Below are 20,701 nucleotides of genomic sequence, written 5' to 3'. Positions count from 1 at the left end.
AGGTGATTAAGTATCTAAGTACCAATAGAAGGAGTGATATACCTGAAAGCGATTGTATTTATCGGTACAAACAAATCCGGGTCTAGTCGTGAAGCAACAAGAGCAGCTGAAAGATTAGGCTATTTCACAATACTTTTCACCAATAATGAAAAACAACTTCAGCAGCGCCGATCTTACCCCGATATTCATAGAATGATACTCATTGATACTTTGAATATCGAGAGAATGAAAGAGGAAATTGATAAACTAGGAAAAACCGGATTAGAGATAAAAAGTATCGTTAGTTTTGTTGATCCATTTGTCCATGTTGCTTCCATGCTATGTGATGAATTTTGTCATAACTATACATCGTCCTCCGCCATTGAAATTATGGAGGATAAAGAAAAGACTAGAAATTATTTAAAAAACCAACCATACTCACCAAAATTTTCACTCATGAAGCCTAATGAACCCATTGCGAAAAATTTAACATTTCCATTAATCGTGAAATCACCAAAGTCAACAGGTTCAAAAGATGTACTATTAGCAACAGATGCCGACCAGCTGAATAACCACCTCAAAGCATTGCGCAGTAAAAACCCCTATGAAACGATTATGATTGAAGAATATTTGGAAGGCCCTCAATATTTAGTGGAGGCGGTCGTATATCAACGTCAATCACATGTCATTGGCATTATTGAGCAGGAAATTACCCAAGGAAAACGGTTTATCATAACAGGCTATGGAGTATTAGTGAAAGCTCCTTTGGATATTCAGGCAGGCATTGAGGAAGTTCTTCAATCCATCGTCAAAGCTTTTGATATTGAAAATGGCGCTCTTCATTTGGAACTCCGCCTGACAAAAAACGGCTGGAAGCTCATTGAGATTAACCCAAGGATTTCTGGAGGTGCTATGAACAATATGCTTCAAGCGGCTCTCGGATTTAGTTTAGTGGAAGAAACACTAAAGCTCCTTCTTGGTGAAGAGCCTAATCTTAAGCCTAGACATAAAAAGTTTGTTTACACAAAATATGTCATTGTGGAAAGCAAAGGAATATTAGAAAAAGTGATTGGCAGAACAAGAGCGACGAATTCAACTGGAGTAGTTGAGGTTTATGTTAAGCCAAGGAAAGGTACTTTATTAACCCCTCCTTTATCAATGGGTCACCGTTATGCCTATGTCATTGCACAAGGTTCAACCCTATCAGAAGCTCGGACTCATGCAACAACTGCCGCCAAAGAAATTAAATTTATTTTAAGAGTATGAAAAAAAATCCCGAATAATTGCCGCTTGCCAGTGGACAGTTACTCGGGTTTTTATATTCATTCAGTTACCTTGAAGTCATTGATTATTCTTCTTTTAATGTTTGGTCCAAATATTTCACCGTTTCAAACATATTCGTTTTACTAGCACCCTTGACGAGAATCGTATCATGAGGTTTGATGAGTTTATCTAGCAGTGCATGCAAGGCATCTTTATTAATAAAATGGTGTACCCTAGCTGGGTCCATACCCATTTCAATCGCTGCATTGCTCATTTCATCTGTCCTAAATCCATAGGTAATGAATTCATCAATGCCTTCCTCGTAAATATACTCGCCAACCTTCCGATATTCTTCTTCCCTCAACACGCCAAGCTCACGCATTTGTCCAATAATCGCCACTTTACGTTTCTTAGCAATATTCGTCAATACATCAATAGCTGCTCGGACTCCTTGTGGATGGGAGTGAACCGTATCATCTATAACCGTAATATCATCGCGCAAGTTATAAATCGTTAAGCGTCTTGGTGGCTTTTTAAAGTTGAGCCCCGCCTGAATATCCAATGGACTAAACCCTAAATAATCTGCTACTGCTACAGCATTAAGGGCATTGTAAACATGATGCTCTCCCAGAATAGGAATATACAATTCTATTTCTTGCCCATGCAGCTTCATTTTAAAGGACATGCCAATATCCTTATACTGAAGATCATATGCTCGGTAATCAGCATCTCTTTTTATACCTACCGTTAGCATTTTCCCTTTAAATTGCTGTGTCTCTAAAAATCTTGAATTATCATCATCTTTATTCAATATTAATAGCCCTTGTTGATCCATCCCATGAATCAATTCAGATTTCGCCTTTGCAACGCCTCTTACATCCCCATCAAAGTTACCTACATGGGCTAAACCAATATTCGTCACAATACTAATATTCGGTTGAATGATGCTACAGTGATTCGTAATAATACCTGGATAGGCCATGCCATACTCTAATACGACAGCCTGATGGGAATCATTAATTTCTTCCTTATGCTTTTTTGTATGCTCTGTCGTATTCCAATAATCCTTTGATTCAAACACATTCCATTGTTTTGATAAAATCGAACCGACAAATGCTTTGGTTGTTGTTTTTCCCGCACTTCCCGTAATCGCAATAATAGGAAGGTTCTTTTTGATCTCCACTGGATTGCTTTTCTGTTGAACAATCTCCTTTTTGACCTCCACTGGATTGCTTTTCTGTTGAACCATTTTCTTTTTTACACGTTTTGGATTTTTTGCAAGATACATCGCATAGCGGATGGAATTAATCACGACATCTAATTCTAAATAAAAAGCAGGAGGACAGCCTGGGCGCCAATTTACCTCATACATCCAAATTTTTTGTTGTTGATCTAAACCGACATCAATGCCAATTTCATCAATGACTTCCCCAAATTTCTCCATTTGTATGTCATCTAGATGATGAGCCAGTGCTAAAGAGAAATGCTCGAGCATTCGCCGAATGTTGTAGGCTTCTTCCTTGAACTCTTGCTCTAAAAATGGATCTAAGTAATTGGTGAATCCGCCATTGTTAATATTCGGGATGATAGAGCCATTTGGAGCAATCCGAGGATAAACAGTCGTCACCACCCATTTACCTTCCCCATTCTTTTGGACATGCAGACGGAAATCATATACTTGGCCTGCCTTTGTAATCGATTGAATATAAGGCTGCATAATAAAAGTACCAGACGCTAGCTGCTCTTTTAACAAAGCATCTAATTGAGGCTTTGAATAGATTGTGTTCGTACTATCCTTTTTAACCTCAAAATTCTTCGGTCCCGCCTTCGTAATAAAATAAATTCCTTTTCCTTTACGTCCATCAATCGGCTTAAAGACAACCCTTTTATAATAATTAATGAACTTATGAAATACATCAGCATCCTTGACAATTTCAGAAGGAATCAAATACTGTTCGAATTCCTTGGCTTCCTTTAATCGCTTCATTACATTCCATTTATTCCCTATCGAATACGTCGTAAAGGGAATTTCTTCTTTTAAGCGATCAATAATCTCCTTGGACACAGATAGCTTCTCGGGACTCCCCGCATTATAAATAACATCTGGAAAAGGCATTGTTTTCTCCTGCCACTGCCCATCCTCATAAACCTTAGCTCGAATGGAACGTTTTGCAAAATCAACACTTTTAGGTGTAAAATAGAAAAACTGTGCCCCTTCTGCCTTTGCAACTGCTGCATACGCATAAGACTTGAGAACTGTCGTTGGATCAAGCCGATGATGCAGCATACCAATAATCGTCATAGCTAAACTTCCTTTCATTAAATTCTCTCTCTATTACATTCACACTTAATCCCTTTCATATAGACAGATGCTCTAGCTCTAGTAGTTTAATATGAGGCTACCATTTAGGCTCTATGATAAATTTCCCTTTTAGCATATCTGGCTTTAATAGTTGTATCGCTGAAATGCCACTAAGTTCAATGGATTTTTCTGTACTCGTTTTTTCTAGCCTCACAACATCTGCAAGGAAATTTGTATCGTTCCCCTCATAGTCAAAGGCGCGCAGCAATGACACCGTGCCACGATATCGATCCTTATCGACATCCTCTATACGGAAAAATTCCGTTTCAAAATTCTTTACCGTATCCATTAACCTTAAATGAGCGCCACTATTGGTAATTAAAAAAAACGGAATCGTATCACTCCCAACTATTTTGACAAGCAGCTGACCGAAATATTTAGAATGAAAATCCATCATAATATCCTGAAGATCCTTCAAATCGCATAAAGCTTCGCATAAAAAATGATTTCTTTTTTTCTCACTATTCAAATTGTAGCCCCCTTTCTAGTCTGAATAAGTATCTTGGTCCCCGTAAGTTGCCCTCTCGTTATAATATGTAGCGATCAATAATATGACGACCTTTTCACAAAGAAACTAAAAAAACCTCTACCATTCGAAATGAATGGTTAGAGGTTCGAAGCATTTCATTATTTGACAAAGCATGCCAGTAGACCTTCTAAATCATATTGTTCCAAGGTATCTATTGTATGATGACCTGTAGCAAAGGGTAATTGCTTGGTGATGGTATTGGGAATAACTACCGTATGAAGCCCTGCTGCCAAAGCTGCACGTGCTCCATTCGGCGAATCCTCCATAGCGATCGCTTCACTAGCACTTACTCCTAACTGTTCAAGCGCCTGCAAATACAGCTCAGGATCAGGCTTAACATTTGTCACCGTATCAGCCGTACAATAACAATCAAAAAACTCGCGTATCCCTAGTGCCTCCACAAACCGATCAATCCATTGACGACTTGAGCTACTAGCAATACCCATTTTTAAACCCGCTTCCTTTGCTTGCTGCAAAAGATTTAAAATACCAGGTCGTATCACTTCCAATTCCATCAGCTCCGCATGCTTTGCTTGAATAGATGTACGAAATGCCTCCACATCCAAACCCATGTGATGATGTGTCACGAGATAAGTATAAGGATTAAAATCTTGAAGATTTGTCCCAAGGCATTTTGCATAAGTCTCTAACGATAATTCCACACCATATGATGCATAAGCATCCTTAAAAACCGTATACCATGCTGTTTCTGTATCAATAATCGTCCCATCAAAATCAAAAATAATAGCCTTCATTAACATCCTCCTCCCCTAAACAGGTAATCTGCTATTCTCGCAGGCTTTCTGGCAAAGTGCCTGCTCTATCCGGCACTTTGACTGCTCTATCCCTCACTTTGCCAGTTCTATCCGGCACTTGACCAGTTCTATCCGGCACTTGGCCCGTTCTATCCGGCACTTTGCCTGCTCTATCCCTCACTTTGCCAGTTCTATCCGGCACTTCGCATGTTCTATCCGGCACTTGGCCAGTTCTATCCGGCACTTTGCCTGCTCTATCCGTCACTTTACCTGCTCTTTCCCTCACTTTGCCAGTTCTATCCGGCACTTCGCCTGTTCTATCCGGCACTTGGCCAGTTCTATCCGGCACTTTGCCTGCTCTATCCGTCACTTTACCTGCTCTTTCCCTCTATTCCTGCAGGCTATCACGCTCTTCCACTTTGCTATCGGCCTCTCTGCCATTTCGATCTCCTTGATTCAGCAAAATCACGCCGCCTATTATGAGGGCGATCCCAAGTGCAGAGTAGAGGTTAAACAAATCGTTCCAAATGACAATGCCTACAATCACCGTCAAGGCGGTACCGACACCTGACCAGATGGCATAGGCTAGGCTTAATGGCAAGGTTTTCAAGCATAGGGATAGGCTGTAGAATGATATTCCATAGCCAAGTGCCACCGCTACAGATGGTTCTGGAACAGTAAATCCATCCGATAGCTTCAGCATAGTTGTCGCAAAAACCTCACTAATAATCGAAAGTGTTAAAAATAAATAGCCTTTCATGGCGTTTGCCTCCTAATGACCACCCGCAAGATTGAGCACCACGACACCTACAATAATACAAAGAATCCCTAGTACCTTCTTACGATTGAATATTTCCTTATACAGCACAACCCCTACAATGGCTGTTAGTGCTGTGCCTAACCCTGCCCATATTGCATAGGCGGTGCCAATGGGTATGGTTTTTAAGGTTAAGGCTAAACAATAAAAGGCCGTTCCATAGCCGACCACCACACCGAGAGATGGCCAAATACGGGAGAAGCCTTCGGTGCGCTTGAGCATGGAGCTAGCAAAAACTTCTGCTACAATGGCGATGAATAAAAAACTGAAAACCTTCATTTAAGGAAAACCCTTTCTTGCTACTATGTTTAGATGACGAAAATTAATCTTCATCCTCGACATACTCTAATATATCTCCTGGCTGGCAGCCCAAAGCCTTACAGATGGCATTTAAGGTAGAGAAACGCACGGCTCTTACCTTGCCTGTTTTTAAATTTGAAAGATTGACGATCGACACATCAACCTTCTCTGCAAGCTCACTTAGCTGCATTTTACGATCCGCTAGCATCCGGTCTAAGCGAATAATTATAGTCATATTTTCACTTCCTAAGCTGTTGCATCATATTCATCTTGGAGAAAAGCACCGTAACGGAAAATACGAGCAATGGTCCAAATCACCAAGCCACAAAGTAATAGTGTCCAATTAATGCCTGTGAAATGATAGCTGATCCCTGTAATAAAATCTGTCTTTACCAATAGTGATTCAAGCTTAAATGGTTGCATCATTAGATAGACGATATATGTACGGAATGCATTCACAGTTAAGCTCAAGACTATCACACAATACGCAATTCTTTCTATTTTTTTACTATTATCTAGTGAAAATATGATCCCTTTTGATAAATTATTTAAAATATTCCTTACTTGAACAACCATCAAAAATAAAATAGTTATGTATATTGTAGCAGTTAATACTAATTTCACGACATCTATTTTGGAGTAGTGCATATCTTGAACTGTCTGCTCGGACAGCAGCATTTCCAGCCCCTCAAAATGGATGGAAGCTGTCACACTTGCCTTGGCTAACCAACCATTTACATCATTTTCTGACACAATCATTACGCCAACCAAAATAACTGCCATTAACGCCATGCCCAAAATCATAAGAACTATGATGATTGTAAAAATCATACGAAGCCCCTTTGTCAACAATTGAAATTCTTTACTTTGAATCGTTTTCTCCATTGTCAGCATCCCCTTCCCTCTATTTCATTATACAGTTTCTATTATCTCTATCCATAATAAATTAACGTTTATCATTAAATTATTTATGATAGAAATAAAACCCTCTTGCATACTAATGCTCGAGGGTCCTATCGTTTATTTCAGTAAGCCGGCATTTACTAGATACTCATTGGCTACTTCTGCTGCTAGCTTTCCTTCTACATTCACTTGATAATTCATTTCTCGCATTTCATCATCTGAAATTTGATCAGCCAGTTTATTTAAAGATGTTTCAATCTCTGGATACTTGATCAGTGTTTCTTGCCGTAATAACGGAGCTCCTTGATAAGGGGGGAACAGCGCTTGATCATCCTCTAATACGTGGAGCTTATATTGACGAATTTCACTATCCGTTGAATAAGCATCGAGTAGGTTGATATCTCCCGATTCAATCGCTTGATAGCGTAGCTTAGGCTCCATAGTTGCAATAGAGGGAAACGCAATATCATAGCGCTTTTGAATACCAACATAGCCATCTTCACGATCATTAAATTCTAATGTAAACCCTGCCTTAACAGCTTGTTCTATCGATTTAAGGTCCGAAATAGTTTGGAGCTGATACGTTTCAGCCAAATCCTCCGATACTGCTAACGCATACGTATTGTTATAGTTCATTGGGCTAAGCATAACCATATCAAATTGCTTTAGCATCCCATCTTTCGCCTGCTGATAGACATCTGCCTCACTGTTATTAATGGCTTCCTGCTTTAAAAACTCCGAGATGGCTGTGCCTGTAAATTCTGGGTATACATCAATACTGCCAGACTTCAACGCATTAAATACAAATGAAGTTTTTCCAAGTCCTGGCTTTAATTGCACCGTTAAGTCTGTATCCTGCTCAATTAATAACTTATACATATTGATGAGAATTTCAGGCTCCGCTCCGAGTTTTCCAGCGATAACAATTTCATCTTGGTCTTTGTTATTGAGAAGCGGAAGGCAGATCATCATCAAAGCCGCAATACTGACGATACTTACAGTTATTACTGTTTTTCTGAATGATAGCGATTCAAGCTTTTTCAGTAAAACATCGAAGATCAATGCTAATATCGCAGCGGGCACAGCCCCTAAAATAATGAGTGCGGTATTATTACGATCAATGCCTAGTAAAATAATATCCCCTAAACCACCTGCTCCAATTAAAGCAGCTAATGTGGCTGTTCCAACAATTAACACCATCGCTGTTCGAATACCAGCCATGATGACAGGCAAAGCAAGAGGCAATTCAACCTTCAATAAACGTTTAGGCGTGTTCATGCCCATTGCCAAAGCTGCCTCCTTCAATGAAGGGTCCACTTCCTTAATGCCTGTATAAGTATTTCGGAGAATCGGTAACAGTGCATAGACCACTAAGGCAATGATGGCAGGAACTTTCCCAATCCCGAATAATGGAATTAATAACCCAAGTAACGCTAAAGATGGAATCGTTTGTAGCACGGCACTCATACCAATTATCGTTTCTGCTATTTTCTTTTTATTGGTTAAATAGATACCTAGAGGAATGGCAATAATGATAGCAAAAAATAGAGCTATGAAGGAGATTTGTATGTGTTCGAGTAAGGCTGACAGAAGCTGTCCCTTTCGTTCCTGAAACATTGCTACAAAATTAGTCATGGCCTCGACCTCTTTCCTGGAAATCCTTTGCTACATATTGCAGTATAGTTGTTCGAGTCACCATACCAATTATCTCTCCATCCTCTTCCACGCCAAGAACGCTATGCTCTGTCAGTTTTTCAAGAATCGTTGTGATCGGCTCATTGATAGCAATAGTATCCCCTAGCTCACCAACACTTACGATTGGTTGCATAACCGTCCGAATATCAAACCTATTGTGAACTGGATTTACCCCTATAAATTGTTGGACAAAATCATTCACTGGATTTTCTACAATTTCCTGAGGAGATCCAACTTGAACAATTTCTCCATCTTTCATGACACATAGTCGATCACCTAGCTTCAATGCCTCCTGCATATCATGCGAGACAAAGACGATGGTTTTTTGAATCTTACGCTGCATATCCAGTAGATCATCCTGTAACTTCGTACGACTAATGGGATCTAATGCACTGAAAGGTTCATCCATCAAAATAATTTCTGGATCAGCCGCCAATGCCCGAAGAACGCCCACTCTTTGCTGCTCCCCTCCAGATAACTCCTTTGGCTTACGCTGACGATACTTTTCAGGCTCAAGCCCTACCAATTCCAAAAGCTCTTCTACTCGCTTTTGAATTTTTGTTTTACTCCATTTTTTTAATTCTGGAACAATCGCAATATTCTCTTCAATGGTCATATGCGGAAAAAGAGCAATTTGTTGTAACACATAGCCAATACTCCAGCGTAACTCGTGAATATTATAATCACTAACTCTTTTTCCATTTATCCAAATAGTGCCTTCCGTCAATGGAATTAATCGGTTAATCATCTTCAATAAAGTAGTTTTGCCACATCCACTCGGGCCGATAATAACAAAGAATTCACCTTTTTTAATCTCCACATTGAGGGCTTTGACAGCCACATGGTCGTTACTATACATTTTTGAGACATTATCAAATGTTATCATCTGCCAGCTCCTTATAATTCGCTAATGACATAGTAAATTCATATTCGTCTATATATTTCACAAATAATAGCCCTTCCAAACATCTTTTCGAAAGCTAGTTGGTTCACCTCACCTCCAACTTCTCAGCAATTGGTAACAATGGTCATAAAACCTCTTTAAGATTTATCATAGCATTTTATTCCCAATTGCACATAACTCTACCAATCTACTAAATTGACTGTTAATTCCTCCGTATGAGAAGATAAAAAAAACGGCAATTGGGAGGTAGTGAACTATGAAGAATGTCTTTCAATTTATACCTATTAACAAACTTGCTGATAAGTTTCCCGAAAACTCTTGGTGGGCAAGCCATTACACGGATTTTAGTGAGAACGACCTTGTTGCGTACTATGAGGGAGATTTGAAGCTTCCTTTTCTTGATTTGGATTGGGACATTCCTTTCCCACAGCAAGACAATGTGATCATTATTTTTATTGATGGTCATTTGACGGTAGATCATTTATACAATGCAGAAACGGATGGTGCAATAGGACTGATGGTAATGGGCAATTTGACAGCTAAAAATATAGCTGTAGGTGGTCAGGAAATCTATGTTCACGGACATCTGACAGTAGAGGATATTTTGTGTGGCTCCTATAATCATGGGGAAACGATTGTCAATGGTCATCTTCAGGCAAACGTATTAGTTCAAGACGATGAGTATCGCTTTAACGTTCATGGACAGAAGTCACTGCAATGTATCGTCAACATTTGGCACGGAGATGGCGTTTTTCAGGAACTCCCTATCCGTATACAAGATGTGTTAATTGACGAGGTTTTTTATGATATGGATGACGATGAAGAAGAGATTGAATTTTCATTCGTCACATTGGTGAGTATCCTTAAAGAAGGACGCTCCGCACTGACTAATTTACAGGAAATCCCCCACATCAAGAAGGCAACTCATGTATATTTTACGGACCATCACATCGATGTGGAAAATATACTAAAGCTAACAAAGTGTATTTTGATGACTGGAGACAAGCCTTATTTTGACCTTGAGGAACATGGTGTGCATTTCACTGTTCAGCGAGCGCATATCGATGATGACGGAGACAAGACGAATGATAGCATTTATATGAAAACCTCCCAGTATCATTATTTTATTTGGCTCAATGAAGATCAAACCGTCTCCCTATTGAGAAAATCATTCGATGAAGGAGATGAATGGTGGGACATTACGGATTTACCTCAGGAGCATTTAGTGGATATTCAGGATCACTGGATTATGTTATTAACTTGTGTAAATGTCGCTACCCTTTATGTGCCTAAAATCGAGGTACAATATGTAGAACGAATTTTACAACATCCAGAAATTCAAGGGCTTGACGAGGATGACGATGGTTTCTGGGACGGTTCTAAATATTATAGTTTTCGTCAGGCCTATACGGATGAAGATGGTGATTTTATTCATGCTCGTATTGAAATTAAGACGCCTGATGAAGCGTATTATTTTTATTCATTAGAAAATCCATCCTATGTTTCTCGACACTACCAACCACCTAACCATTTTGGTCGCCACGAGATAGCTTTTTTAAATACTAGACGCTGGGAGGCTTCCGAACAATATTTTGAGAGATTTAAACAATTTATGTCTCAAAATTTTAAGATAGACATTTTAGCGGAATGACATGGAACTATTTAACGTTCGCAACGTTCTATTAATGATACAAGCTATTTATATATACAGCTCTTTATTTCTCTTTCACTCTTTGTCATAATAAGAGATAGCTAATCTTTTAATAGAAGGGAGGGAGATGTGGTCACTACCAACATCAAGCCTACCATGAAATACGTAATTAATTTTTTAAAAGGACTTATGATTGCTGTCGTTGTTATTTGTATTTCATTTTTTATGGTGACACAGTTGTTTAATACGACAGAAAAAGAAGAGCCTGTCGTCATTGATGATCGCCCGAGTGCGGAAGAATTTATCGGCGAAATCGCTGAAACTGCACGAAATCTTGGTGCCAATAATGACTTATATGCATCCGTGATGATTGCACAAGCTATTCTAGAAAGCGAGAGCGGACAAAGTGGTCTTGGCTCTGCCCCCAACTATAATCTGTTTGGCATGAAAGGCAGCTATCAAAATAATTCCGTAAAACTCGAAACGTCAGAGGATGATGGATCAGGTAATTTGTCGACCATTATGGCTGATTTCCGCAAATACCCTTCCTATGAGGCTTCTATGCAGGACTATGTAAAGCTAATGCGCAATGGTGTTTCGTGGAACAAGGAATTTTATGCAGGTGTTTTCAAAAGTAACACCAAATCCTATTCAGATGCGACAAAGTTTTTAACAGGCTCCTATGCCACTGATTCAAAATATAACGAAAAATTAAATTCACTTATCGCTCAATACGACCTACAACAATATGACAGCCCCGTAAAGAATAAGAAAACGATAACGGTCACGGATGGTGACTCTATAGTAGATATCGCCGAGGTCTATAATGTCAACGTGACTTCTATTAAACAGTGGAATCAGTTGCGGTCAGATCGACTTGAGGCTGGTATGCAATTAAATATTTATCACTATTAGTCGAAAATCTCCATGCTCAAAAATTGTGCGTGGAGATTTTTTGTGCGAAACCATTCTTTTTTTCAAACGTCCTTATGTAAAAATGAGGCAAGGAAAGGATAGGAATATAGTGACTCGTACACAACTGCTCAGCCTGATCATCATCAATCTAGTACTATTGCCAATCATTCAGCTTAGCTATAATTTATTATTTATGACTCAAATAGCTGAAAGTTTGTTTCAAATATTCCTGTTCCCACTATTCATTATTGTCTTGAACCTGTTCCTTTGTTGCTGGCGATTAAAAATATCATTTTATATCCATTGGATCTTTATTTATGTAGGACAAGGTACTGCATTAGCCTGTTATTTCGTGTGGCATTATAGTCAATTAACGCCCTTCCCACATATGCCTCTCGGTGAAGCAGCCTTTGATTTATACATGGTCACTTTTTTAATCGGGTTATGGCAGCTGGTCGCATTATTTATCATCAATATCTGTACGTTTGTCGTTTACTTATTTTGGCAAACCATCCAAAATAATGACCATAAAAAAAAGCTTTATAGGATTTGACCTCATAAAGCAAGACAATAAATATGGACTGAAATGATTAGCTGGTGTATGACGGTTTCTATTTCAAACACACGCGTATCCTAACGCCCCTGTATGATTCTTTACTTGAAGCGCGTTTTTTTCCGTACATTGACCCAAAATTCCTCTCGACATATTTTTTGAAATTCTGCTTGTTTATCCTTCAAGCCGGTAATTGACGAGTGCTAATTCTTCTCTTAAAACGAAACGTAATAATTGTTGTTAAACTTGCCCCAACTGTTGCTTTGAAATAAAGTTTGAGCAAAAATACCTCGAAAACCCTTATTTTCTGTTAAATTAAGAAGAATCCCTTTTGAAAAAAGTTTGATCAAAACGGATTCTTCCTCTGTGAAGTATTGTTTCATTTTTATAAAAAAGTTTGAGCATTTTCTGTGATCTAATCTTCAACAAATACCTATCCCTTTCCCTCTCTTAAAACGCAGGTATCGGTTTAGTAGCCTTTTGAAATTTTGAAAATGATGATTTATGAAATTGATTCAGTTAATTTTAAACATAATAAAAAAGCACTCTCTCAAGAATGCTTTATAAGTCGGAATATATTGTGGTATGCCTTTATATCTATCTCAAAATATTGCTGATACCGGTTGATATAAACTTTCTTTAATTAGCTTGATTTTTAGGATGATTTTTACGATGAAGCTCAGTAAGATCTTTTATATAATATAATGAATAGTCATCGTTAATATCCACTTCGAAAAAGTAATAATTTTTAGTTTCTATATCTTTAACTTCTATTTCAAACAAACCCATTCCTCTCAAGTAATCGATTTCTTCAGATTTTAAATTTTCTCTAGCAATGCCATAGTTAGTCTCAATATAGTTTTCCACATAGTTGTATACGATAGCGTTTCGAGATTTAGAATTAAAATAATTGTAATTAACAAACATAACTACTATACAAAATAATAAATTAAAGATAATTATTTTTTTCATTTCCCTCTCCTTCCGCCCTATCAAGTATCAAGACTATATTTATTAATAATTACAATTTTTCAAACTATAAAAATTCGATTTTAGTGTCTTTACCTACCAATTTAACAATAAAGAAAATTTATAATAATACAATTAAATTATTAATTGAAAAACTCACCATCGATATAATTGCAGAGTTAACGTTATAGTTTATATCACGTATAGTACTGTTAGGAGCTAACGTTTGAACTCTTAACATTGTACCTGTGGAAGCGTAGATATATCCAAGTCCAGGTGTCCAGTGATAATCATATGCATAATCTGCATTAGGTTCAAAAAGAGTAAAGTATTTATCAAATTTTACTGCAAGCGGTCTATTATTATCTATTTCAGTCTTATATGAGAAAAAATTATTAAAACTACTTGATGAAGCTGAATATCCTCTTGCAATCGCTTCATTTTCTAGACCTGAACGCACACCATTTACACTCATACCATAGAAAGTGCCTCCACGATTAGCATACATGCTCTTAATAATGCTCCTTTAGTAAATCAACACCACCCACTCCCCATTTGTCCTTTGAGTTTAGTATAGCTGCTTTATTGAAGTCAAAAAGAGAAGCCTATCGATTTGGCTTCTCCGGAAATAAAGAACCTACTTCTGTTAGGGTTGTGGCTAAATCATGGCGATAGAGTGCATGCTGTTTATCTAAGCTATTAATGGTCACTTCATTACCACCAAGTGAAGAATGGACATATAGATTATCGCCCATATATAAAGCGATATGGCCTGGGAAATAGAGCAAATCACCTTTTTGCCTATCCTCTTTTTCTATTTTCACAATAGGAAAGCCCTCTACCATTTTAGCATCCCGAAAAATAGTAACCCCATTTAACATATAGGCCATTGAACATAAACCGGAGCAATCAATGCCTAATGGTGATTTGCCACCCCAGCGATAAGGTGTAGCTAAATAGCTTAGCGCTGTTTGGACTACGTTTTCTCGAAAGGAATGCTCGGTTATTTGAGTTTGAGATGGCTTTTCCTGTAGCCATTTTGTGCGAACATAGCCTATTTTTCCCGACACTAATTGTATAGCAGACCACTCTTCCGGTACGTCCTCTTGCGTAACAACGCCTATACTAGAACCTTTCACAAGAGTCATCAGCTTTGTGCTTTGGATACGAGGCTGCTGTAAAACATCTGCAAAGCTTTGAATAATGATAGGCTGTGCTTCGCTGTGCCATTTAGCAGCCGTTTCTTCATCCAGTAGCAAATCAGCCTTCTGACAATATCCTTTATAACGATAAGCAGTTTGAACATATACCCAATCCTCATGACAGTCTGTCAGAATATCTACTGTCATGCCATAAAGTACCTCATCTATTAATTCAGAAGTTTCATCAGGCTTGGCATGCAAATTGGCAATCATGGCTGTTACGATAGACTTCATTGCTGTTCCTCCTTCTGCTCCATCATATGGTCATAAACAACCTTTGAAAGACGACCAATCAATTGGCGAGCCAGATCATTATCCGTTACATTTGTTATGAAAATACCAATCAGATAATCAAACGAGCTACCGTAGACAATTCCTACATCATGATCGACTGTGTCAAGCCCACCTGTTTTATGGGCCAGTTTTACATCATCCACGAGGTAACGCTTTAAGCCTTCATATACGCGCTGTCTACTTAAAATGTCGATGACCAGCTCATTGTAAGGTGATGCTAGTAAATCCTGTTGATATATTCGTGTAAAAAGATGGGCCATGTCCCGTGCAGACGTAAAGTTGTCAATCCCCATTGCAAGTCGCTCGACATCCATCATTTTTCGCTGTAGCAACGTTTCCTGTAAGCCTATTTGACGGAAATAATCATTTAAAAAATCCATTCCCACTACATCAATTAGGACGTTTGTTGCTGTATTGTCACTCGTTATAATCATCCATACTAGTAGCTCGTAAACTGTGCTTTGCGTCAGACGTTGCTCACTTATTACACTAAAATCTACCCAATCAGTAGGAGTGATTGTTAAGGCTGAATGAAGGGATATGTTGTGTTTCCCGGTATACGCTAAAACAGCTAGAAGAATCGGCACTTTTATAATACTAGCGCTAGAAAATGACTCCTCTTGTTGATGACTAAATAGGAATTGCTCGGTTTTTGGATCTTTAACAAAGAGATGTACCTTATAGGGAGTTTTTTGGATGAGATTTTGGATTTGATTCTCCATTAGACACCTACCTAACAACACGAATTCGGTGATTATCTGCATCCATTGTAATGGTTCTTCCTAAAGGCAGTGACATCGTTGGTAAACAATGTCCACACGTGATCCCTGAAATAATAGGTTTGTTAAAAGGCACTAGAATTTCCTCGAAGATCGTTTGTAGCGATAAACTTTGCTCGGGCTTTTGTGGATTTTCAGGTCCACAATTTGTCCATGCTCCCAATAAGATACCTGCTACGTCATCTAATTTCCCCGCCAGTTTTAATTGCGTTAACATCCGGTCAACTCGTTGCTCACTTTCATCAATATCTTCTAAAAATAGGATTTTTCCTTTTGTATCAATTTCATAGGGTGTACCAAGTGATGCAGTCACTAATGTTAAATTGCCCCCAATAAGTGTACCTGTAGCACTACCAGCTACGAGCTTGGACATTGGTTGGTCTACAGGATTTTCTAAGTCATACTCCTCTACCCCTACCGCCATTATTTGCTGGCAGAAGGATTGCCATGTGTAATCGTCCATCTCCTGCCTAATAAATTCAGTCGATGGCATTGGTGTATGGTACGTAACAAAGCCACTAAGCTGGTTGAAGGCTATATGTAGAGCAGTCACATCACTATAGCCTACAAAGACTTTAGGATTCGCCTTAATTACCTCAAAATCTAAAAGCGGTAAAATTTTCGTAGCCCCATAGCCACCGCGAACACAAAAAATACCGTCAATCGTTGGATCTTGAAACATTCGATGAACATCCGCTGCCCGCTGATCATCAGTGCCTGCTAAATAACCATGTCGCGCGTGACACGTCTCTCCTACAACCACCTTCAACCCAAGCTTTTCAATACTAGCTATAGCTGGCTGTAATCTATCGGGTGGAGTAGCTCCTGAAGCACTTATTAGACCAATTGTGTCACCTTTTTTCAATGCCTTTGGACAAATCATTCATTTACCTCCCGTTTCAATGAAGTACGATAAACCGTTAGCTCTTCTTCATTAGCTAAAATAAAATGGCCATCCTCAATTTCCACAAATGACGGAGGACTGTCCGCATAACGATGTTGTGCTGGATCATATATCTCAACAACTTTCTCTCGCTCCTTATAAGGATTTGGCTCCGGTACAGCTGATAACAAAGCTCTCGTATACGGATGAAGCGGACGGGTGAAAAGCTGTTCTGTTTCAGCTAGCTCGACAATTTTTCCTTGATAAATGACGGCCGTCCGATCCGTGATAAAACGGACAACGGATAGATCATGGGCAATTAATAAAAAGGTTAAATGATTTTTTCGTTGAAGATTAGCTAATAAATTCAACACCTGTGCCCGAATGGATACATCTAAGGCGGATATTGGCTCATCAGCAATAATAAATTCTGGCTCCATCACTAAAGCACGAGCAATGCCAATACGCTGGCGTTGACCACCTGAAAACTCATGAGGAAATCGATTCGAAAATTCCGGAAGTAGACCAACATTTACTAATGCCTTGCGTACCTTTTCTTGCCGTTCCGCTTCATCTTTATATTTTTTGGAAGGGTATAATCCTTCCGCCACTATATAATCAACCTTGGCACGTTCATTGAGCGACGCCATCGGGTCCTGAAAAATCATTTGGATTTTCTGTGTAATTTCCCTATCCCAATCTTTTGGAATTTTCCCATGAATAGTTTTGCCATGATACAAAATTTGTCCTTCGGTGACCTCGTTGATGCGCATAATAGAACGACCAATCGTTGTTTTCCCTGATCCTGATTCACCTACTAAGCCAAATGTTTCGCCTTTAAAAATATGAAAACTGACATCATCAATGGCCGTAAATTTATGCTTCCCCTTACCAAAATCAACGGTTAAATTTTTCACTTCCAGTACTATTTCTTTTTCACTCACTAGCATACTGCCTCCCCTCTGCAAAAAAAGCTTGTAAGGCAGCAGGAGGTTCTACCTTTGGAGCAAGCGGATCTAATAACCATGTTCGTGCATAATGCGTGTCACTAACCTGAAAAAAAGGTGGGCGCTCGATAAAATCGATTTTCAGCGCATATTGATTGCGCGGCGCAAAGGCATCCCCCTTTATTTCCTGAAAAAGATTGGGTGGCGACCCTTTGATCGAATACAACGCTTCTCCCTTAGAGCCGAGCTGCGGCAGGGAGGAAATAAGGGCCCATGTATATGGATGCTTACTATTAAAGAAAATTTCATGAGTTTTCCCAACCTCAATTACATCACCCGCGTACATGACCGCAATACGGTCAGCCACCTTGGCGACCACACCTAAATCATGCGTAATATAGACGATCGTTAAGCCATACTTAAGTTGAAGATTTTTTAATAGCTGTAAAATTTGTGCCTGTATCGTTACATCTAGAGCGGTTGTTGGTTCATCACATATTAAAATATTTGGCTTACAGGCAATCGCAATCGCAATGACAATACGTTGGCGCATACCTCCTGAAAATTCATGAGGATATTGCTTATAGCGTTTTTTCACATCATGTATTCCAACATCTGTAAGTAGTTTTAATGTTTCTTCATAAGCCTCCTTCCCCTTTAAGTCCTGATGCAACACCACACATTCCTCAATTTGCTTACCAATCGTTTTAAGTGGATTTAAAGATGTCATCGGGTCCTGCGTCACCATGGCTATTTCCTTCCCTCGTATATGGAGCCATTCTTGCTCTGTCGTAAATTGTCCTAGATCCTGTGCTTGGTAAATGATTCTGCCCTGCTTAATGCTGCCATTTTTGTCGAGCAAGCCCATAATAGACTTCATTAGCACAGATTTGCCCGAACCAGATTCTCCAACAATCGCTAGACTTTCCCCTTTATATAAATCAAGAGAAATATCTCGAATTGCAGTTAAAACACGACCACGTAATGTGAATTGAATAATTAGATTTTGGATAACTAATAGGCGTGATTTTTTAGATGTCACTGATTTCATCTCCTTATACATGGTTTTTTGGATCTGCTGCATCTGCAAAGGAATTACCAATTATATAAAATGCAATAGTAATGACACTTAACACAATACTCGGGAAAATCAGCTGATATCGTAAGTCTGGCGACATCATGAGCACACGCCCTTCATTGATTAAATTACCTAAGGACGGTTCACTAATTGGTAGCCCTAAGCCAATATACGTTAAAAATACTTCTGCCCCTATAGCAAAGGGAATAGCTAGACTCATACGTAACATAATGACAGAAATTAAATAGGGTAATAGATTTTTTACAATAATACGGTAATCAGGTGTCCCTAAACATTTAGAGGCTAGGTTGTATTCACGGTCCCGCAAAATAACAATTTGATTGCGAATAAACCTAGCCATTTCCACCCACCCCGTTATACACATGGCGATAATAATCGTTGATATACTTGGTCGCAAAATATAAGACATTAAAATGAGTACAATGGTTGTTGGAATATTATCAACAACGTTATACAGCTGTGTAATAGGTACCTCTAGCTTTCGCGAAAAGCCCCATAGTGTACCAACTGTAATCCCAACCACAGCTTCTACTAAGGCGACTACACAGCCAATAAATAAGGATGTCCTTGTCCCCGCCCAAATTCGTGACCATAAATCCTGCCCAATTGAGTTTGTACCAAACCAAAATTCAGCATTGGGGGTAATATTACGTGCCTGCATCCCTGTTTGCTCATCTAGGTAAATTTCCGTTGGTGATTTTTGTGCTGGTAAATACGGCTGAAGGATCGTAAAGCCAACAATAATAAGCACGCCTACTAATAAAAAAACAGCTAGTCTATTTTTCAAAAAGGATTGCCATGTGGAACGCCAATATGAGTAATTAGAATGGCCTGTTTCTTCTGCTTGTCGCGCATCGACTTCCGCAAATTCAAACAATGTTTCCCGTGATTTATTAGAAATATTATGAATTTCATTCGAATACATGCCCATTAACGTACTCCCCCTCCTTTGCCGAGTTTAATCCGAGGATCAACAAGTGCCATGGCAATATCCCCTAAAATAAGTCCGATAATACCAAGGGAGGAGAACACCAGCACTAAGCCTTGAACAATCGTATTATCCTGTCGTTGAATCGCATCAACGAGTAAGCCCCCCATCCCTGGAATGGAATACAAAGATTCGATATAAATGGAGCCTGTAATGGTGAACAAAATGGTTGCAGGTAAATATTGCGCCATTGGGATAAAGGCATTTCGCAAAACGTGCTTGAACATTAATGTTCGTTCCTTTACTCCTTTAGCCCTCGCTAGTTTAATATAGTCCTTGTTCAATTCGTCCACCATATAACGCCTCATCCACATCGCGTAGGAGGCTGTAGGAGCCAACGCCATAGAAGTTAGTGGGAGAATCCATGTAATCGGTCTATACTCATCAAAGAGCATCGGTAATTGAAAGAGATCAGTAATATACATTTGTATCACTAAATAATAAACGGCTGCAGGTACAGCAACGACAAAAACTATATAGCCTGTCCCAAGTCGATCGAGCCAACGCCCCTTACGATAGGCCATCATAATACCTAGCGGCACACCAATTAGGAGTGACAGGACAACGGCCCCTAACCCAAAGAGTAGTGAATACATAATTTTGTCCGCAATAATCGTTGTAACAGGTACATCTGTACGATAGGTCACCGATTTCCCGAGATCCCCTTGTAATAATTTCGTGTAAAAGTTTCCTAGCTGAATAAGCAATGGATCACGTAATCCTAAATTCGTTAAATAAATTTCTTGCTGAGCAGGTGACATTTTATCGGCTGCCGCACCTAAATATCCTTCCTCCGGCATTAATCGTAATAATGAAAAAACAATTGTTATAATAATAAAAAGGGTTAACACAGATTGTAAGAGTCGTTTTCCTATATATTGCAACATCGCGCCATCCTCCCATGTCAAAAAGAC

At 39.0% G+C, this 20,701-nt stretch carries 22 protein-coding genes; 4 read left to right on the top strand and 18 right to left on the bottom strand.

Annotation, left to right across the window (positions count from 1 at the left end; genetic code table 11):
- Positions 1-33 precede the first annotated feature (33 nt).
- Entirely contained in the window at positions 34-1,245 is a 1,212-nt protein-coding gene (locus tag MKX57_RS08710; protein ID WP_008175700.1) for an ATP-grasp domain-containing protein, read from the top strand.
- Between the two features lie 82 nt (positions 1,246-1,327).
- Here MKX57_RS08710 and MKX57_RS08705 read toward each other — a convergent pair whose 3' ends face one another.
- The 9 genes from MKX57_RS08705 to MKX57_RS08665 form a co-directional block, all read right to left on the bottom strand.
- Entirely contained in the window at positions 1,328-3,562 is a 2,235-nt protein-coding gene (locus tag MKX57_RS08705; protein ID WP_090001852.1) for a YheC/YheD family protein, read from the bottom strand.
- Between the two features lie 79 nt (positions 3,563-3,641).
- On the bottom strand, positions 3,642-4,073 hold the full coding sequence (locus tag MKX57_RS08700; RefSeq protein WP_008175697.1) for a hypothetical protein: 432 nt from the start codon (positions 4,071-4,073) through the stop codon (positions 3,642-3,644).
- Positions 4,074-4,231: 158 nt separating this feature from the next.
- A complete protein-coding gene (locus tag MKX57_RS08695; RefSeq protein ID WP_096364160.1) occupies positions 4,232-4,894 on the bottom strand; it encodes an HAD family phosphatase in 663 nt (220 codons plus the stop codon).
- Between the two features lie 382 nt (positions 4,895-5,276).
- Positions 5,277-5,648, bottom strand: coding sequence for a multidrug efflux SMR transporter (locus MKX57_RS08690; RefSeq protein WP_342532559.1), 372 nt, complete (start codon positions 5,646-5,648; stop codon positions 5,277-5,279).
- A 12-nt stretch (positions 5,649-5,660) separates the two neighbouring features.
- Complete coding sequence (locus MKX57_RS08685) at positions 5,661-5,984, bottom strand: multidrug efflux SMR transporter (protein ID WP_008175689.1); 324 nt, start codon at positions 5,982-5,984, stop codon at positions 5,661-5,663.
- A gap of 43 nt (positions 5,985-6,027) precedes the next feature.
- On the bottom strand, positions 6,028-6,240 hold the full coding sequence (locus MKX57_RS08680) for a helix-turn-helix transcriptional regulator (protein WP_008175687.1): 213 nt from the start codon (positions 6,238-6,240) through the stop codon (positions 6,028-6,030).
- A gap of 11 nt (positions 6,241-6,251) precedes the next feature.
- The gene (locus tag MKX57_RS08675; protein ID WP_008175685.1) at positions 6,252-6,890 is read right to left on the bottom strand and encodes a DUF2975 domain-containing protein; all 639 of its coding nucleotides are present in this window, start codon (positions 6,888-6,890) and stop codon (positions 6,252-6,254) included.
- 135 nt (positions 6,891-7,025) lie between these two features.
- Positions 7,026-8,543 (bottom strand): ABC transporter permease/substrate-binding protein, encoded by a 1,518-nt coding sequence (locus tag MKX57_RS08670; RefSeq protein ID WP_008175684.1) that lies wholly within the window; start codon positions 8,541-8,543, stop codon positions 7,026-7,028.
- Positions 8,536-9,489: an ABC transporter ATP-binding protein gene (locus tag MKX57_RS08665; RefSeq protein ID WP_008175682.1), complete on the bottom strand. Its 954-nt coding sequence runs from the start codon at positions 9,487-9,489 to the stop codon at positions 8,536-8,538. Before MKX57_RS08665 ends, MKX57_RS08670 begins: the two co-directional genes overlap by 8 nt.
- Before the next feature lie 274 nt (positions 9,490-9,763).
- On the opposite strand from MKX57_RS08665, the gene MKX57_RS08660 reads away from it, so the two are divergent.
- The 3 genes from MKX57_RS08660 (at position 9,764) to MKX57_RS08650 (ending at position 12,626) form a co-directional block, all read left to right on the top strand.
- Complete coding sequence (locus MKX57_RS08660) at positions 9,764-11,158, top strand: hypothetical protein (protein WP_090001845.1); 1,395 nt, start codon at positions 9,764-9,766, stop codon at positions 11,156-11,158.
- 129 nt (positions 11,159-11,287) lie between these two features.
- Entirely contained in the window at positions 11,288-12,073 is a 786-nt protein-coding gene (locus tag MKX57_RS08655) for a glucosaminidase domain-containing protein (RefSeq protein ID WP_342550909.1), read from the top strand.
- Positions 12,074-12,182: 109 nt separating this feature from the next.
- Positions 12,183-12,626, top strand: a complete 444-nt coding sequence (locus MKX57_RS08650) for a hypothetical protein (RefSeq protein WP_237068764.1) — start codon at positions 12,183-12,185, stop codon at positions 12,624-12,626.
- A gap of 639 nt (positions 12,627-13,265) precedes the next feature.
- Here MKX57_RS08650 and MKX57_RS08645 read toward each other — a convergent pair.
- The 9 genes from MKX57_RS08645 to MKX57_RS08605 all read right to left on the bottom strand — a co-directional run bounded on the left by MKX57_RS08645 (position 13,266) and on the right by MKX57_RS08605 (position 20,674).
- The gene (locus MKX57_RS08645; protein WP_171365434.1) at positions 13,266-13,598 is read right to left on the bottom strand and encodes a histidine kinase; all 333 of its coding nucleotides are present in this window, start codon (positions 13,596-13,598) and stop codon (positions 13,266-13,268) included.
- Between the two features lie 118 nt (positions 13,599-13,716).
- Complete coding sequence (locus tag MKX57_RS08640; protein WP_089984950.1) at positions 13,717-14,103, bottom strand: hypothetical protein; 387 nt, start codon at positions 14,101-14,103, stop codon at positions 13,717-13,719.
- A 97-nt stretch (positions 14,104-14,200) separates the two neighbouring features.
- Positions 14,201-15,031, bottom strand: coding sequence for an SH3 domain-containing C40 family peptidase (locus MKX57_RS08635; RefSeq protein WP_089984952.1), 831 nt, complete (start codon positions 15,029-15,031; stop codon positions 14,201-14,203).
- Entirely contained in the window at positions 15,028-15,813 is a 786-nt protein-coding gene (locus tag MKX57_RS08630; RefSeq protein WP_342550908.1) for a serine hydrolase, read from the bottom strand. The genes MKX57_RS08635 and MKX57_RS08630 overlap by 4 nt, the downstream gene beginning before the upstream one ends.
- A gap of 7 nt (positions 15,814-15,820) precedes the next feature.
- The gene (locus MKX57_RS08625; protein ID WP_008175664.1) at positions 15,821-16,753 is read right to left on the bottom strand and encodes an LD-carboxypeptidase; all 933 of its coding nucleotides are present in this window, start codon (positions 16,751-16,753) and stop codon (positions 15,821-15,823) included.
- Positions 16,750-17,703, bottom strand: coding sequence for an ATP-binding cassette domain-containing protein (locus tag MKX57_RS08620; RefSeq protein ID WP_342532553.1), 954 nt, complete (start codon positions 17,701-17,703; stop codon positions 16,750-16,752). Before MKX57_RS08620 ends, MKX57_RS08625 begins: the two co-directional genes overlap by 4 nt.
- Positions 17,690-18,763 carry an ABC transporter ATP-binding protein gene (locus MKX57_RS08615; protein ID WP_008175660.1) on the bottom strand — a complete coding sequence of 358 codons (1,074 nt, stop codon included), beginning with the start codon at positions 18,761-18,763 and terminating at the stop codon, positions 17,690-17,692. Before MKX57_RS08615 ends, MKX57_RS08620 begins: the two co-directional genes overlap by 14 nt.
- A complete protein-coding gene (locus MKX57_RS08610) occupies positions 18,756-19,730 on the bottom strand; it encodes an ABC transporter permease (protein ID WP_008175658.1) in 975 nt (324 codons plus the stop codon). Before MKX57_RS08610 ends, MKX57_RS08615 begins: the two co-directional genes overlap by 8 nt.
- Positions 19,730-20,674 (bottom strand): ABC transporter permease, encoded by a 945-nt coding sequence (locus MKX57_RS08605; protein ID WP_036125095.1) that lies wholly within the window; start codon positions 20,672-20,674, stop codon positions 19,730-19,732. The genes MKX57_RS08610 and MKX57_RS08605 overlap by 1 nt, the downstream gene beginning before the upstream one ends.
- Between the last annotated feature and the right edge of the window lie 27 nt (positions 20,675-20,701).

This window comes from Lysinibacillus sp. FSL M8-0216, from assembly GCF_038595555.1.
GTDB lineage: Bacteria > Bacillota > Bacilli > Bacillales_A > Planococcaceae > Lysinibacillus > Lysinibacillus fusiformis.
Note: the sequence above shows the minus strand (reverse complement) of the source record. Positions and strands in the feature narration are given on the sequence as shown.

Coding starts and splice junctions, on each gene's coding strand:
- MKX57_RS08705 (WP_090001852.1), bottom strand. CDS start 3,562: ATGAAAGGAAGTTTAGCTATGACGATTATTGGTATGCTGCATCATCGG.
- MKX57_RS08695 (WP_096364160.1), bottom strand. CDS start 4,894: ATGTTAATGAAGGCTATTATTTTTGATTTTGATGGGACGATTATTGAT.
- MKX57_RS08690 (WP_342532559.1), bottom strand. CDS start 5,648: ATGAAAGGCTATTTATTTTTAACACTTTCGATTATTAGTGAGGTTTTT.
- MKX57_RS08685 (WP_008175689.1), bottom strand. CDS start 5,984: ATGAAGGTTTTCAGTTTTTTATTCATCGCCATTGTAGCAGAAGTTTTT.
- MKX57_RS08680 (WP_008175687.1), bottom strand. CDS start 6,240: ATGACTATAATTATTCGCTTAGACCGGATGCTAGCGGATCGTAAAATG.
- MKX57_RS08675 (WP_008175685.1), bottom strand. CDS start 6,890: ATGGAGAAAACGATTCAAAGTAAAGAATTTCAATTGTTGACAAAGGGG.
- MKX57_RS08670 (WP_008175684.1), bottom strand. CDS start 8,543: ATGACTAATTTTGTAGCAATGTTTCAGGAACGAAAGGGACAGCTTCTG.
- MKX57_RS08665 (WP_008175682.1), bottom strand. CDS start 9,489: ATGATAACATTTGATAATGTCTCAAAAATGTATAGTAACGACCATGTG.
- MKX57_RS08660 (WP_090001845.1), top strand. CDS start 9,764: ATGAAGAATGTCTTTCAATTTATACCTATTAACAAACTTGCTGATAAG.
- MKX57_RS08645 (WP_171365434.1), bottom strand. CDS start 13,598: ATGAAAAAAATAATTATCTTTAATTTATTATTTTGTATAGTAGTTATG.
- MKX57_RS08640 (WP_089984950.1), bottom strand. CDS start 14,103: ATGTATGCTAATCGTGGAGGCACTTTCTATGGTATGAGTGTAAATGGT.
- MKX57_RS08635 (WP_089984952.1), bottom strand. CDS start 15,031: ATGAAGTCTATCGTAACAGCCATGATTGCCAATTTGCATGCCAAGCCT.
- MKX57_RS08630 (WP_342550908.1), bottom strand. CDS start 15,813: ATGGAGAATCAAATCCAAAATCTCATCCAAAAAACTCCCTATAAGGTA.
- MKX57_RS08625 (WP_008175664.1), bottom strand. CDS start 16,753: ATGATTTGTCCAAAGGCATTGAAAAAAGGTGACACAATTGGTCTAATA.
- MKX57_RS08620 (WP_342532553.1), bottom strand. CDS start 17,703: ATGCTAGTGAGTGAAAAAGAAATAGTACTGGAAGTGAAAAATTTAACC.
- MKX57_RS08615 (WP_008175660.1), bottom strand. CDS start 18,763: ATGTATAAGGAGATGAAATCAGTGACATCTAAAAAATCACGCCTATTA.
- MKX57_RS08610 (WP_008175658.1), bottom strand. CDS start 19,730: ATGGGCATGTATTCGAATGAAATTCATAATATTTCTAATAAATCACGG.
- MKX57_RS08605 (WP_036125095.1), bottom strand. CDS start 20,674: ATGTTGCAATATATAGGAAAACGACTCTTACAATCTGTGTTAACCCTT.